Here is a 15,193-nt window from a genome sequence, read left to right as displayed (position 1 = left end):
GACAGCGCAGCCATCCACTCGGTTATCGTTGCAGGGACGCTGGTGGGCCGATGCAGTTGGTTCGAAACGGTTGGGCCGAATTCTACATGGCGCGAACGGTGACCGTGGGCCGTCGTTGAGGAAGGGCCGGGGCATATTTCGTTAAGTCGAGTCTTGCCAGCAAGATGCAGCGCACAAAAAAAGCCCCGGCTGCTGGCACAGCCGGGGCTTTTATCATGCATTGAAAGAGGCTGTTATTCCACTACCAGCCTTTTCACAACCACGCCGGCTTCGGTTAGTAAGCGCAGCGAATAGACACCTGTTGCCAGATTGGTCAGCGGCAGGGTGTGCCGAGACAGGCCAGCCGGCAGTGCCTGCGTGAGCACCGTCCGGCCCAGGGCGTCAACCAGCCCGGCCGTACCGGGTGTACGGCTGAGCGACGGCGGTAGTTCAACGTACACGTTTTGCGTGGCCGGGTTGGGGAACAAGGCCACCTGGGCGGCCAACGAGGCCGAGGCTGCGCCCAGCACCTGCTGCGGGCCGAAGACGAGCTCGAAGCGGGCGGCGGTATTGGCCGCGTTCTGGGTGAAGGTGTAGGCGGGCGTCAGGCGCAGGTCGGTGAGCGTGCCCAACTGCAGGTCGCGCAGGTAGGGCTGGGCCCCGGCCGGGAAGTTGAGCACCTGCGCCGCCGTGAGTGAGTAAGTGCCCGTGACGGGCACGGCCACGGCGAGCGGCACGGTCAGCGTCGCGGCGTTGGGGTAGGGCAGGCCGTTGATGGCCAGCGGCGTGCCGGCGGCCAGCGAAGCCAGGTTCAGGCCGGTGGTGTTGGGCAGCTTCACGGCGTCGTACTGGGCGTCCACCCTGGCCGTGGCCCCGGCCTGGAAGTACACGTACGCCTCGTCCGAGGCCGTTCCCGTGGCCCCGCGCAGCGTCAGTTGCACCAGCGGGCGCGTTTCGGCAGTGCCGCGCTGGAAAGTGGTGCTGCTGGGGGCTGTGAGGCGGTTGGCGTTGCGGAAGGTGATGGAGCCCGTCGACTGCCCCGCGGCCACGCGGGCGAAGAAGCCCTGGCCCGAAGGGATGACGGGGTTGCCGCCCACGCCGTTCACGTAACTGCGGTACTGGCCATTGTACTGGCTGGTGCTGCTGTACACATAGATGGCGCCTTCCAGATTCACCCGGTCGCCGGCCGGCACCGTGGAGTAGTCCAATGGGGCGGGGTAGGGGTTGCCCAGCAGCTGCCAGCCCCCGTCGGGGAAGCTGGCGCGGTTGCTGGCCAGCGGCACGGTCACGGTGCCGTTGTTGAGCAAGCCCACAAAATCAACCAGCTGGCTGGCGCTGAGGTTGACGGTGTAGCCGCGGCCCACGGCCAAGGGGTCGCTCGGCAGGGCGGGCGAGAAGAAGCCTTTGTCAAACGGCGCGTAGTTGCTCGTCACCGTCAGGCGGCTCTGGTCGTAGCCAAACACGGTGGGGAAGGGGTTGACCAGGCTGGGGGTGGGCGAAATGTTGTAGGCCGGGTTCACCACCGGCGCGAAGCCGCTGGTGGCCAGGTCGGCCACGGTGGTGTTGGCCACCGGCGCCGCGTAGTGGCGGTAGCCCAGCCCGGCGTTCAGGCTCGGGTCGATGTAGCGTTGCACGGTGGCCGTGCCGTTCACCACGCCGCCGGCGTTGTTCACCAGGGCATCGCCCTGCGCCGACGACAGCAGCGTGAGCGGTTGGCCGCCGGTGCTCAGGTTGCCGGTCAGCGTCAGGACGCGGGCCACGTCGACGGCCACGGACTGCGCGGCTCCGCTGGCGCCCACGCTCAGGTTCCAGAAGCGGAGCGGGCTGCTGCCGCCCAGGGTCTGGAGGCCGGTGCCGTTGAGGGCTACGGTGCCGCCAGAGGTGGCGTTAAAGCCCGTGTAGGTACCGTTGTTGAGGAAGTCGCCGGTCAGCGACAGCGTGCCGCCGGTGTGGGTCAGGCTGGCCCCGGTGCCAATGGTCAGGTTTTTGGCCGTGGCCGTGCCGGTGGTCAGTGCCGGATAGCGCGCCGACCCTGTCTGGATGGTAGCGTCCACCGTGGCAGTGGGCACGCCGGCCGTCCAGTTGCCGGCCGTAAACCAATCGGTGCTCACGGCACCCGTCCAGACTGTTGCTGTGATGGGGGCGAGGTAGGTGATGGCAAACGGCGCGGCGGCGGTGTTGCCGTTGCCGGCCGCGTCCTGGCCCACGTTGGCGGCAATGTTCACCGTGGTGGGGGTGCCGGCCGTGGTCGGCGTCACGCTGACGGTGTAGGTGTTGCCGCTGCCGGCAAATCCCGAGAGCGTCCCGTTGCCCACGCTCACGCCCCCGGCCACAAAGCCCGTCACGCTTTCTGAAAACGTCACCGTGAATTGCAGGGGCGAAGTGGAAGTCGTGCTGCCGTTGGCGCCGTTCGTCGAACTAATGACCACTGCGGGGCGGGCTGTATCCACCGTGAAGCTATTGGCATTGCTGTTGACGCTCACGGTTGCGCCGGCGGTCTGCGCCGTGGCGTATACCGTGTGGCTGCCATCGGCGAGCGGGGTGGGCTGGGGCAGCGTAAAGCTACCCGTGCCCGAAGCCGTGGTGGTGCCAATGGCCGTGAAGTCGACATACACCGTGACCGTGCTGCCGGCCGACGCCGTGCCCGAGTAGGCGGGGGTCGGGTTGTTCGTCAGGGCGCCGTTGGCCGGCGCCGTCACAATCGGCGCAGCCGTCACGGGCTGGGTCGAAACCGTGAGCGTATAGTTGCGGAAGCCGCTGTAGGGGCCGGGGGCAGTCGAGTTGTCGGTGGCCGTGATGCGGAAGTTGTAGGTGCCGCTGGCCGTGGGCGTGCCCGAAAGGGTGTTGCTCGCGAACGAGAGGCCGGGGATGACGCTGCCACTGTACGCGTAGCTGTAGCTGCCCGAGCCGCCCGCGGCCGTGAATGACACACTGTAGGCCGTGCCCTGCGTGCCATTGGACAGTGAGGCCGGATTCACCACGATGGTGGGCGCCACGAAGGCGAAGGCGTACGAGCCCGAAACCGCGTTGAAGTTGCCGGCCGGGTCCTGAGCCGCGTTGGCCCGCACCTGCACCGTCACGCTGCCGGCCCCGCCGGGCGTCACCTGGAAGGTATAGGTGTTGTTGGGGCCCGCCGTCGGGCCGCTGGTCACCGTGCCGCCCGTCACCTGGAGGCCGGCGCTGGTAAAGCCCGTCACCGGCTCCGAGAAGGTGGCCGTGAAGTTCACCGGCGAGGTCGAGGTCGTGCCGTTGGAGGCCACCGTGGAGCTGGTCAACGTCGCCGTCGGCGCCGTTGTGTCCACCGTGAAGGTGTTCGTGTTCGAGTTGGCGCTGGTGGCCGAGCCGCTGGTTGTGGCCGTCACGTACACCGAGTACTGCCCGTCGGCCAAGGTGGCGGTTGAGAACTTGTGGAAATTGCCCAGGCTGTTGGCGAAGGTCGTATCCGTCAATACCCCGCCCCGGAAGATGTTAATGGCCGCAAACGGCACCGCCGTGCCGCGGTACTCGGGCTGGGTGGTGCGCACGAAGCCGTTATTAACCGGGTTCGTCAGGGTGGGAGTGGCCGTTACCGGCTGGTTGTACTGCACGCTCACCGAGTTGCTGGCATCGTTGCCCGTGTTGTTGGCGTCCTGGGCCACGTTGGCGGCCAGGCTGACCGATACAGTGCCCGTCCCGGCTGGCGTCACGGTGAAGGTGTAGGGGCCGGCCCCGCTGCCCGCGAAGCTGCCGCTGGTCAGCGTGCCGCCCGTCACCGTCACGTCCGAGGCGGTGAAGGTGGTGCCCACGCTCAGCGGCGAGAAACTCACCGAGAACGGAATGGGCGCGGTGCTGGTGGGACTGGCCGAAGTCGTGCTCACCGTCGCCGTCAGGGCCGGGGCCGTCACGTTGAAGGCGGCCGAGGTGAAGGACTGGTAGAAGCCGGCCGTACTGGGCTGAATGCTGCCCACGAACACGGGAATGGCGCCTTGCAGCAGATACACGTTCACCACCTGGTCGCTGATGTTGTTGTTGGTCCGCTGGGCGGCCTGGAAGTTTACCTGGTAGCTGCCCGTCGGCACGGCCAGTCGCTGCTCAATGCTGCCGTTGCTGCCGCCCGTGCTTTGCACCAGGCCCACCGCGTCGCCCTCAAACGCCGTCGAGCCGAAGCCATTGCTGCCGTTGCGCGACACCCCGGCCAGGCTGGTGAAGTTCCAAGGCGAGGCGACGACGCCGTCGGCCGTTTTCTTGAAATTGTTGGTCAACACGTTGTTAGATTCGAAGCCGCCGTTCTGCAGGCCGTTGGCGAAGGGCGTGCTGGAGCCGTTCAGCTGCACCTGCACCCGGTCCACGAAGGCCGTCACGTCGTTGTTGCTGCCGCTGGCGCTGCCCGCTCCCAGCAGGCGCAGCGTGGGCCCGGCCGCGAAGCTCTTGGTGATGTCGTACTGCTCGCCCGCCGTGTAGGGCACGTTCGTAATCGTGGGCGTCGTGCCCGTGCTGTTGTTCACGTCTAGGCGCAGGGTGCCGTTGCTGGTGCTGCTGCCCGTGTTCACCACCACCGTGAAAGTGGTGCTCGGCCCGGCCGAAACGCTGGCCACCGAAGCGCCGCTGATGCTGCCGCTCGTGACGGTGACCGCAAAGTTGCCGGTCGTCAGGCCCGTCACGCTGCCCGAGAATACCACCTGGTAGCTCACCGTAGGCGTGGCCGTGGGCGAAGGCGTTAGGCGCGTCACCGAGGTTACGGTAACGCTCTGGCTGACGGTGTAGGTTTGGCCGCCGGTATAGCCGCCGCTCAGGGCATTGCCGGCCACGTCGGTAATGCCCGAGCCGCTGCTCTTCACGTCGAGGCGCCCGGTGCCGTTGCCGCTCACGCTGTTCACCGTCACGTCGTACTGCGTGCCGTTGCTGCCGCCCACCGAGGCCACACTGGCAATGGTGCCGGTGATGCCGCCGGTGGTCGTGAACGCAAAGCTGCTGGTGGTTACGCCCGTCACGGCTTCGCTGAAGGTTACGCGGTACGTCAGCGAGGTGGCATTGGTGGGGTTGGCCGCCGGGTTTTGGCGGTTGCTGCTGCTCACCGTCGGGGCCACCGTGTCCACCGTGAAGGTGTTGGTGGCGGAGTTCGGGCCGGTGTTGCCCGCCGTGTCGGTGGCTTTGGCGTACACCGTGTGGCTGCCCTGGCTCAGGGCCGTGGGCTGGGTCAGGGTCCAGTTGCCCGATGCATTAGCCGTCGTCGTGCCGATGGGATTCGTGTCCACGTACACCGTCACCGTCGCGTTGGCTTCGGCCGTGCCGCTGTAGGTGGGCGTGGTGGTGGGAGTGGTGCTGCCGTTGGCCGGGGCCGTCACCACCGGCGCGGCCGGCGGCACCGCGTCCACCGTGAAGGTGTTGGTGTTGCTGTTGGCGCTGGCGGCGCTGCCGTTTATCGCGGCCGTGGCCCGAACGGTGTGGCTGCCCTGGCTCAGAGCCGTGGGCTGGGTCAGGGTCCAATTGCCCGATGCGTTAGCCGTCGTCGTGCCAATGCTGGCGCCGTCGACAATCACCGACACCGTCGCGTTGGCTTGCGCAGTGCCGGTGTAGGTAGGCGTGTTGTCGTTGGTAAGGCTGCCGTTGGCGGGTGCCGTCACGACGGGCGCGTTGGGCGCCGTGGTGAAGGTGACGCTGCTGCCGTAAGCCGTGCCGGCGCTGTTTATGGCGTAGGCCCGCGCCGTGTACTGGGTGCCGGGCGTGAGGCCCGTCAGGCTGCTGGAGAAGGCGGCCGGGAAAGTGCCCGGCGAAGTGGTGCCCGCCTGCACCTTCGAGCTGGCGGTGGTGGGCGTGCCCGTGCCGGCCACGTACACCACGCCGTAGTCGCTGAGGCTGGCTCCGCCGTCGTTGGTTAGCGAGTTGTTGTTGATGGCGGCTGAAACGGTCGTGACGCTGCCGGCCGTGCCCGTCGTGACAGACGGCGGCGACACCAGGGTACCCGTCAGGCGCAGGTAGTCAAACGCAAACTCGTCAACCGCCGTCACGTTGCGCAGCTCCAGCCGCAGTTCTATCGTCGCTCCGGCCGGGGCGGGCACCGGAACGGTGAAGTCCGCCAGGGCGGGCGTCAGCTGCGTGCCGGTGGGCACGCCGGTGGTGGTGCTGGCCACCGCATCCTGCCTCATCACGCCGGTGGTGGTGTTGGCCGTAGTGGCCGTGCCCCGGAAGGAAAGAATGGGCGTCCAGGTAGAACTGCCCACCACCCGGTAAAAGGCTTTGAAGTATTCCGACGTCTGCCAGGCCGCGTTGGCCGTCGAAGCGCCCAGGCGGATGGCAAAGTTCAGGTTGGCATAGCCCGCCGTATTGATGGGCTGCGTTTCCAGGTAGCCGATGACCACGCTCGGGACCGGGCCGGTTTCGGTGTTGACGCCGTACCAATAGCCGGTATTGCTCATGTTGCTGAACGTCGTCCGGCCCGAGCCGCCGGGTTGGGTCAGGTCGGTGCGCTCAAACTGAATGGTCGGCTGCGTGTAGAAGTGGTTGCTGCCGTAGCGGGTGCCTTCGCCGTTGGGCGTGGCCGGAAATTCCTCCGTGTACGGCAGTCCCGTAGCCGCATTCAGGGAGGAAGTCACGGCAATGTTGCGCGACACCGGCAAGCTGGAGGAAATGCCGTCGGTAACCGAGAAATTGATGGTTCGCGTGCCGGGCCGGGCGTCGTTTGGGTCAATGTCCTGGTATTGTATGGAGCGTAGCGCCGTCTGGTAGGCGGCCACGTTGGCCGTGCCCGTCAGCGTCAGCACGCCCGTATTGATGACGTAACTGCCGGTAATACCGTTCTGGTTGGTGAAGAGCAGCCGGTCCTCGGTGTTGTCGAAGCCCGCCGAGGCGAAGGAGATGGTGGCGCCGGTCAGGTTCGCTCCGTCGTCGCTCACCGTGAGCAAGCTTGTAATGTTGACAGCACCTTGCCCTTCGCTGTAGTTAATGTTCGAGCTTTCAATAGTCAGCACCGGCGCCTGGTTGCTGCTGGCCACGCCCAGCACCCGAATGTTGTCGATGCCAAACTCTTCGCTGGTGCCCTGCTCGGCCACCACTATCCGCGTTTGCAGGGTCGAGCCCGTGCCCGACACGTCAAACGTGAATTCGCTGAAGGGATTCCCCACGGTTTGGGTACCCGCGGCCACGTCGTCCGACGATTTTCCATCCCGTAAGGCATCTACCCGCCAATAGCCACTGCCCAGGGGAGTGGCGTTGTCGCCCACCAACTGGCCCACCGTCGTCCAGCCCCCGGTGTTGTTGAAGCGCACCTGCACCCGCAGCGTATCGTCGGTTTCTATGCGGTCGGAAACCCTGCCCGCCCGCGCCAGGAAAAGATTCACCTTCACCTGCAGCGTCGCGTAGCCGGCTATGCTCACCGGTTTCAGCGTTATCCGGCCCCCAATACGCGGGGGGATGGGGTTGGGCGGAGCGGCCGCGTAGGCTTCGATTCCCTTTACCGCTTCGCCCACCCAGTAGAAGCTTCCGTCCACGTTGGTGGGCAGCGTGCTGCCGTTCACGCCGGTCGACTGAAAGCCGGGCGCATCCGAGCCCACGGTGGCATTGGAAGTGCGCAGGAAATACGAGTCGGGGGAACCGGTGGCGGCCGTTGTCAGCACGGTGGTATTGGGGAGGTCTACCTGCGAGCTGGTCGAGCCCAGCGCATTTTCAAACGACTCCTGCTGGAGCGTCACGGTCTGGGCCTGGCTGCCCCAGGCCGCCAGCAGCAGCGGGAGCAGTAAGAGGTAACGTAAGGTTGTTCGCATGTGCGGTTGGAATAAGAAATGATGGAAAGGGAAAAGATGAAACGGGAATCATCCGACAATAGCAGATGGTGCTCTACGAAGTTACTTGCTTATAATGAAAGCATTATTTGATTGCACCTGACTGAGGCGGCAGTACCGCCCGCCGGTTTCGGCGTGCGCTTCACCGCTCTGCCTCACGCGGGCTGGGTAGCGAGCAGCGTGCCCAGGATTTCGCCCACGGGCACACCCATGCTCGCCAGTTGCCCGCCGGTGAAATAGCCTTCGTCCAGGCACACAATGTCAAGCTGCAGCACGTGGCCGCCGCCGCACGCCACCAGCAGCGCTTGCCCCGGCGCGGCCAGCACCACCGTGCCGGGCGGGGCGGCCACGGTTTCGGGGCGCACGGTGGCGGCCAGCACGCGTAGCTCCTGGCCGCGTAGCACCGCCAGGGCACCGCGGTTCCAGGGGTTGGCGGCCTGTATCAGCCGGGCAATGCGCTCGGCCGGCTCCTGCCAGTCGATGCAGAGGTCGGCCAGGGTGGGGCGGGGCCAGTAGCGGGCCGCGGTTTCGTCCTGGGGGTGTTCGGGCAGCGGCGTTTCGCCGCGCAGGCCCGCCAGCAAGTGGCGGGCGGCGCCCACGCCGGCCAGGGCCAGCTGGGCGCGGTGCAGCCCGTGCGTGTCGTGCGGCCCAATGGGCACGGGCACGGCCACCAGCACCGGGCCGGTGTCGAAGTCGGCGGCCATGCGGTGCACCGTCACGGCGCCGGCCGGCTCGCCCCGGCGTATCTGCCAGAACGTGGGCTCGGGGCCGCGGTAGCCGGGCAGCGCCGCGAAGTGAAAGTTGATAAAACCCTGCGGCGGCAGGCCCAGCACAGCGGCCGGAATGCGCCACGGAAAGGTGAGCACCAGCACGGCCGTGGGCTGCAAGGCGGCCAGCCAGTCGGTGAGTTGCGGCGCCAGGGCGGGGCGCGTCAGGGGCACCGGGGCCACGCCAGCTTGCTCAAGCAGGTGGGCCACCCGCTCGGCTTCGGGCGTGGCCGTGGCGGGCACGGCCACGCCCGCTACCACGCCCTGGCCAAGCAAATCGTGGAGCAGGGGCCAGCCCAGCAGGCTGCTGATAATGACGGCAACGCGCATGTGGAGTCGGAAGAAAGCGCGGCGTAGGGCCGCATATGAAAAGAACCGCCAGCCACGGCTAACTCAAGCATGAGCAGCCGCGACTGACGGTTGACTTGGCGCTTGATTAACCGCGCGAGGGGAACACGCCCGTCAGGGCAATGACGAAGTACGTGGCCAGGTAAGGCTGGTGGTTTTCGTGGGGTACGCCGCTTCCCATCGATGCCGTTTGGCCTTTCACGAAGTTGGGCGTGCCCAGCGTGGCGTTCTTGGGGCCGTCGGAGTACATGTTGCGTTGGCCGCTGCCGGGGTAGTTGCCCGCCGGATTGGTGTCGTCGGCGGCGGCGCCGGCTTGCATGGTGCCGCTCACCACGTGCGTGTGGACCGGCAGTTGGGCTGGCGTCAGGGCCACGCCTTCGTTGCCGCCCGTCTGGCCGAGGACGTAGTTCTGCAGGCCGGGGCCCTGGCCCGAGCCCAGTGCCACCCGCGACTGCAGGTTGGGCAGCGCGAAATTGGTTGTGCCGTTGCCGCCGTAGGTAGTGCCAATTACCGAAAACAGGGCTTGGTTTTGGTTGATGGGCAGCAGCTGCCCGTTGCACAGGGCCCAGCCCTTGGGGGCAAAGTTGAAGCCGATGGCGCGGAGTTCGCCGATGTATGGTTCGCTCATGACGTTGGTGCTGATTAGGGAAGAAACAAGGCTTACGGCTGCGGCGGGTATATCCCCTCGTAGCAGATAATGGCATTCAGGGCCAGCACCGGCTGGATGTTGGCGTGTGGCTGGTTGCCCCCGGTGGGCTGCGCCATGCCGGTGATGTTGGTCGCCATCTTATTCGCCTCCGAGGCGCTGGCGCCGTAAATGCTGCTGCTGGCGTTGCCGGGGTACTTGCCGGTGGGGTCGTTGCCCACGTTGCCGCCCGTGCTGGCGTTGATGGAGCCCACGTACGGGTGGGCATGCGGGGCCAGCTGCGCGCTGACTAGCGTAACGGTTTCGACCCCCGCCTGCTGGCCTATTTCGTAGCGCGAGAGGCCCGGGCCCTGGCCCGCGGCCACGTTGACGCGGCTGCGCAGGTCGGGCAGGGCGAAAGTCGATTGACCGTCGCCGCCGTACGTGGTGCCAATCAACGCATACAACATGTCGTATTCGGAGATGTTGACTAGTTGGCCCTGGCATTGCAGCCAGCCGACGGGCGCGAAGTTGAAGCCCACGGTGCGGATTTCGCCGATATAAGGAGATGCCATGTGAAAAGGTAATTAGGGACGCGAGGGGAAAAGGCCTTGGGTAGCAATGCAGTAGTTCATCACCAGGAACGGCATGCGGTTTTCGTGGCCTTGGCTGCCACCGGCCGCTTCCGCCGTGCCGCTGAGCACGTCCGCCGCCATGTTCGGCCCGCCGTCGAGCGAGTATTGATTGGGTTGGCCGTTGGGCACGGGTGCGTAGTAGTCGTTGCTCACCGCCGTTAGGTCGGCGCCGGCGGTGCCGGCGGGCATGGCCGCGGGCGCCAGCGAGTGCACGTGCGCCGGCATTTGGTTCAGCTGTAGCGTGACGGACTCCGTGCCCGTCGCCTGCCCTGCCACGTAGGACGAAAGCCCCGGGCCCTGGCCCACGCCCACGTAGGTGCGGCCACGCAAATCGGGGATGCCGAAAGTAGACTTTCCGTCGCCGCCGAACGTCGTGCCCAGCAGCGCGAACAAGGCCGTATTGCTGGCAATGCTCATAATCTGCCCCTGGCACAGCAGCCACCCTTTGGGGGCGTAGGAGTAAGGCATCAGGCGAATTTCGCCAAGAAATGGGTCCATGGGATGAATGGGAAAAAAGTTGAAAAGGGAGAAAGAGGCCTTTATCCGAAGCAGAAGCAGGGAAAGAAAATCAGAACAGCTTGCGTTGCCGGCTGCCAGTAGGCGGGACAACAAGGGCAAAAGCCGCCGACAGCCGTGCAGCGGGGAAGCAAAAAGGGTTCCGCCGATGAGCAGGTGAAAAACAAGCGGCTTCGCTGTCAAGCCCCAATTCGGGCAGAAGACGGCTGGCGCGCAAAATTCTTGTTGCCGGCGAGGCTTTCACGGCAGTAACTGCCTGATAGCAAGAGAATAGATGCGCCAAGCCACTCGGTTTGCGTAAGCAAAATAATGGGATGAACTCAGGGGGTTTTAGCGTAGAAATACGCGGTTTTGAAAACCACGTATTTCTACGGGAGCGTCCTGGGTGGGCGCTGTGCCCGTGCTAGGTTTCCAGCATGCCGTGCTTGGCGGCAAACACGACCAGTCCCGCCACGTTGCGGGTGCCGGTTTTTTCCAGCAGGCGTTGCCAGTGGCCCTCCACCGTGCGCTTGCTGATGAAGAGATGGGTGGCAATTTCGGCCGCGGTGCAGCCTTCGCAGATGAGGCGCAGCACTTCTTCCTCGCGGGGCGTGAAGTGGTCGGGCTCCAGCAGCTTGGCGGGGTGCTGCCGGCTGGGCTGCTGCACGCCGCGCATCAGCGCGCGCGAGATGCGCGGCGTAAAGTGGTAGCCGGTGGCCAGCACCTCCTCCAGGGCCCGGATGAGCTCTTCGGGGGCGGCGTCTTTGGGCAGGTAGCTGCGCGCGCCCAGCTTCATCATCTGCGTGATGAATTTATCGGCCGAATGCATGGACAGCACCACAATCTTCAGGTCCGGAAACCTTGTCAGCAGCAATTGGGCCACTTCCGGGCCGTCCATGCCGGGCATCTGCAGGTCGAGCAGCAGCACGTCGGGCAACCGCTGCTCGCAGGCCGTCAGCAGCTCAGGGAGGGTGGAAGTGTCGGCCACTGCTTCGACGTAGGGCAGGGCCTGCAGGATGTAGCGCAACCCTTGCCGAAACAGGGGATGGTCGTCGAGAAGGGCGATGTGAACTGGGTAGGAAGGTGCCATGCCAAGGGGGTAGCCAGGTGGGGCAAAATGGAAAGAGTGGGCGAATGTAACGATTAAATAATCAGGGTTTTCAGGTGGGCTATTCGGGCGTTTGGAGTTCGACGCGGAAGCAGGTGCCGCCGGTGGCCGGCACTTGCTGGTGGAGGCGGGCCCCCAGCATCTGCACGCGTACGTCGATGTTGCGCAGGCCCGCCCCGGCCACCACGGGCGCGGCAGCGCCGGCATTGGCGGGCAGGCCGCAGCCATCGTCCTCCACCGTTAGCTCCAGCCGTTCGCCGCGTTGGCGCAGGGCCACGTCGAGGCGGGTGGCACCGCGGGCATGTTTCTGGGCGTTGTGCACCAGCTCCTGGCAAATGCGATACAGGGCCAGTTCCTGGCGCAGGGCCAGGGGACGCGGGTAGCGCAGCGCCAGCGCAATGTGCAGGGGGCCGGCTTCGTTGGCCACGTCCACGAGGTGTTGCAGGGCTTCGGCCAGGCCGTAGCGGGCCAGCACGGCCGGGTAGAGGCTGTGCGAGATGCTGCGCGCGTCCTGCACGGCGGTGGCCATGAGCTCCTCCACCAGAGCCAGCAGCTCCGGGGCATTGGCGGGGGCGGGTTGCTGGCCGAGGCGGTTCACGAGCAGCTTGGCCGTGGCCAGCGTGGAGCCGATGCCGTCGTGCAGGTCTTGCCCGATGCGTTCCCGCTCGCCTTCCTGTGCCTCAATGATGGCGGCCAACAGGGCTTGTTGGTGCTCGGCCTGGGTGGTGCGCAGGCGCAGCTGCTGCTGCAGCAGGCGTTTTTGGTAAGTGACCAGAAACAAGAGCAGGCACCCGGCCGCCAGCAGCATCATGGCGATGCCCCAAAACAGCAGGGAGCCGAAAGCTACTTCTTCTGGGGAAGCCATAGGGCCATGCTGTAGCAGCAGTATAGTGTCATAAACAGCAGCGAGTGCACCATCCAGACGTTCATATTCAGGCGCACCGAATAGCGCAGCAGGTAGCTGCTGAACAGCGCGATTTGCAGGTAGCCCAGGCAATATATGGTGAGCCCGGCCGATACCCAAAACATGGGTTCGCGCTTGAGCTGCTGCACGCGCAGCTCGTGCAACAGCTTGCGAAAGTACAGGCCCACCAGCCCGAGCACCAACACGCTTTGCAGCACCTGCTGGCCGGGCCGGAATTGGGTGAGCGCACCCACGTACAGGCTGTCGAAAATAGCATAGGCCGCAAAGCCGCCCACCAGCCACGGCATGGCCCGATTGAAGGCGCGCGACTGCAGGGTTTTGCTGTACACCTGCGCCAGCAGGCCAAACTCGCCAATGGCCGAAATGGGCATCAGAAACAAGTTGTTTTGGTGGTAAAGCATCATTACCAAGCCCAGCATTTCCAAGGGCAGGATGAACCACACGAGGGCTGCTAAATAGCGCAGGTTCAGGGGCAAGTGGCGGAACCGCAGCAGCCCGATAAGCGCTGCCACAACCACAGGAACGGGTGACACCCGGACCATTAGTTGTGGCAGCGTGAGATGGAATAAGTCGGCCATTTAGGTCAACAGAGTGCTTCGGGTAGCAAGGGGCCGCGCGGCTGCGGCTATATCACAGGCGGGCAGGGCGTCGACAGGTCGAAGAATTCGAAGTCTGCTACGCTCTGAAGCTTGCCGGAAGATTCCTGCCCGGTGGGGTCGAAGCGGCGCACCATCAGGCCGAAGGTTTGCGTGTACTGGTCGTCGGGGGTGATGTAGCTGTGCAGGCCCATCCCCACCCGCACCTGCTGCTTGTCGTAGGGCTGGTCGTTGGTGAAGAGCGGCGTCAGAAAGTCCTTGAGGTCGAAGTTGTAGCCCTTCAGCACGCCGTAGCTGGTGGTGAACATGGCCGACGTGAGCGGTGAGGCTTCGGCCCAGGCCGCTTGCCAGAGGCCGGCCAGCCCGCCGGGCAGGGGCTCGCCCACCGTGGGCGGCGCGTCCTGGGGGGCGTCGGGCAGGTAGTAAGCCGTGAGTCGGCGGTCCTCCTGGTCGGCAGCAAACAGCACCAGCGAGAAGCGGTACTGCCCGGAGCTGGCGTCAGGCATCAGCACGAAGCGCGCTTTGATGTACTTCACGCCCACGGCCGATACCAGCTCGGCCACGCGCTGAATGGAGAAGGTGAGGTAAGTGAGCCGGCCGCCGGTCCCGTTGGCGAAGTAGTTCGTCACGTCGGGGTTGCCCAAGTCGCTGATTTTGCTGTGCCACTGCGCGGCGTATTCGTCAAACAGAGCGGGGGCCAGGGTGCCTTCGGCGGTAGTGCTTTTTTGCATGTGAGCGGTGGGGTGAAAGGGGAAAAGTGAGTGCTGCGGTGCGTTTTGGCGGAGCAAAGAAACAGCGTACCCCGCCGAGAATAACCCGTAGAAGTACGCTGTTTAAAAACCACGTAGAAATACGTGGTTGCCCAAGCCCTCACAAAGCTGGCAAAGCAGTGCCAAAGCAGGCGAAAGCCTGGGTAAACCGGGCCCCGGATTTGTGTCCTATCCCAGTTCCACCATGGCCTTGATGACGCCGGTGGCGGGGTCGAGCCACTGCGCAAACTCAGCCTTCACTTCCTCGAACCGCACGCGGTGGGTGATATAGGTGGTGGGCTGCACCAGGCCCTGCTTCATGCTGGCGATGACGTGCTCGAAGTCGGCGCGGGTGGCGTTGCGGCTGCTCATCAGCGTGGCCTCGCGCTTGTGAAACTCGGGGTGCGAAAAGCTGATGTCGCCCTTTTGCAGCCCCACCAGCACGAAGCGTCCGCCGTGCGCCAGGTACGGAAACGCCCCCAGAATGGCCTTTTGGCTGCCGGTGGCGTCAATCACCACGGTGGGCATGTCGCCGTGGGTGATGTCGGCCAGCTGCGCCGCCACGTCGGGCGTCAGCGCGTTGATGGTGTGGGCCACGCCCAGCTTTTCCCGGCAGAAAGCCAGGCGCTGCTCGTTGATATCCAAGGCAATGACCCGGGCGCCGGCAATGCGGGCAAACTCCATCACGCCCAGCCCGATGGGACCGGCGCCCACCACCAGCACAAACTCGCCGGGCTCGACGGCGGCCCGGCGCACGCCGTGGGCGCCAATGGCCAGCGGCTCCACCAGGGCCAGCTCGTCGTAGCTCAGGCCTTCGCCGTGCACCAGCTTGTCGGCGGGCACGGCCACCACGTCGGTCATGCCGCCGTCGGCGTGCACGCCAAATACTTTGATGCTGGCGCAGCAGTTGGGCAGGCCACGGCGGCAGGCAATGCAGTGCCCACAGTTGAAATAGGGAATAAACGTGACGGCCTCGCCCGCGGCAAAGCCTTCCGCCCCACCGGCGTCGAGCAGTTCGCCGGCCAGCTCGTGGCCCAACACGCGCGGGTAGCTAAAAAAGGGCTGCGTGCCCTGAAACGCGTGCAAATCGGTGCCGCAGATGCCGATGCGCCGGATGCGAATCAGGGCCTGGCCGGGCTGAACGGTGGGGTGAGGGTGCTGCTGGTAGGCAAACAGGCCGGGCTCCAAGCAAACGAGGGTATTCATAGT

The 15,193-nt window shown here is 65.5% G+C and carries 10 protein-coding genes; all 10 read right to left on the bottom strand.

Translation table 11 applies throughout. From position 1 onward, the window contains the following. Positions 1-233 precede the first annotated feature (233 nt). The 10 genes from MUN81_RS16250 to MUN81_RS16205 all read right to left on the bottom strand — a co-directional run bounded on the left by MUN81_RS16250 (position 234) and on the right by MUN81_RS16205 (position 15,190). Entirely contained in the window at positions 234-7,718 is a 7,485-nt protein-coding gene (locus MUN81_RS16250; RefSeq protein ID WP_245112229.1) for an Ig-like domain-containing protein, read from the bottom strand. A gap of 173 nt (positions 7,719-7,891) precedes the next feature. Next, positions 7,892-8,833 (bottom strand): formyltransferase family protein, encoded by a 942-nt coding sequence (locus tag MUN81_RS16245; RefSeq protein WP_245112227.1) that lies wholly within the window; start codon positions 8,831-8,833, stop codon positions 7,892-7,894. Positions 8,834-8,939: 106 nt separating this feature from the next. Beyond that, a complete protein-coding gene (locus tag MUN81_RS16240) occupies positions 8,940-9,479 on the bottom strand; it encodes a tail fiber protein (protein ID WP_245112225.1) in 540 nt (179 codons plus the stop codon). A 32-nt stretch (positions 9,480-9,511) separates the two neighbouring features. Continuing rightward, positions 9,512-10,051, bottom strand: a complete 540-nt coding sequence (locus MUN81_RS16235; protein ID WP_245112222.1) for a tail fiber protein — start codon at positions 10,049-10,051, stop codon at positions 9,512-9,514. A 12-nt stretch (positions 10,052-10,063) separates the two neighbouring features. Further along, complete coding sequence (locus MUN81_RS16230) at positions 10,064-10,609, bottom strand: tail fiber protein (RefSeq protein WP_245112219.1); 546 nt, start codon at positions 10,607-10,609, stop codon at positions 10,064-10,066. A 421-nt stretch (positions 10,610-11,030) separates the two neighbouring features. Beyond that, positions 11,031-11,696 (bottom strand): response regulator transcription factor, encoded by a 666-nt coding sequence (locus MUN81_RS16225; protein ID WP_245112206.1) that lies wholly within the window; start codon positions 11,694-11,696, stop codon positions 11,031-11,033. Positions 11,697-11,775: 79 nt separating this feature from the next. Then, positions 11,776-12,579, bottom strand: a complete 804-nt coding sequence (locus tag MUN81_RS16220) for an ATP-binding protein (RefSeq protein ID WP_245112204.1) — start codon at positions 12,577-12,579, stop codon at positions 11,776-11,778. Continuing rightward, on the bottom strand, positions 12,558-13,151 hold the full coding sequence (locus MUN81_RS16215; RefSeq protein WP_245112203.1) for a hypothetical protein: 594 nt from the start codon (positions 13,149-13,151) through the stop codon (positions 12,558-12,560). Before MUN81_RS16215 ends, MUN81_RS16220 begins: the two co-directional genes overlap by 22 nt. A gap of 113 nt (positions 13,152-13,264) precedes the next feature. Further along, positions 13,265-13,966 (bottom strand): hypothetical protein, encoded by a 702-nt coding sequence (locus MUN81_RS16210; protein WP_245112200.1) that lies wholly within the window; start codon positions 13,964-13,966, stop codon positions 13,265-13,267. A gap of 207 nt (positions 13,967-14,173) precedes the next feature. Further along, complete coding sequence (locus MUN81_RS16205) at positions 14,174-15,190, bottom strand: zinc-binding alcohol dehydrogenase family protein (RefSeq protein WP_245112198.1); 1,017 nt, start codon at positions 15,188-15,190, stop codon at positions 14,174-14,176. Positions 15,191-15,193 lie beyond the last annotated feature (3 nt).

Source organism: Hymenobacter sp. 5317J-9 (assembly GCF_022921075.1).
Taxonomy (GTDB): Bacteria; Bacteroidota; Bacteroidia; order Cytophagales; family Hymenobacteraceae; genus Hymenobacter.
This window is presented reverse-complemented; position numbering and strand designations above follow the sequence as displayed.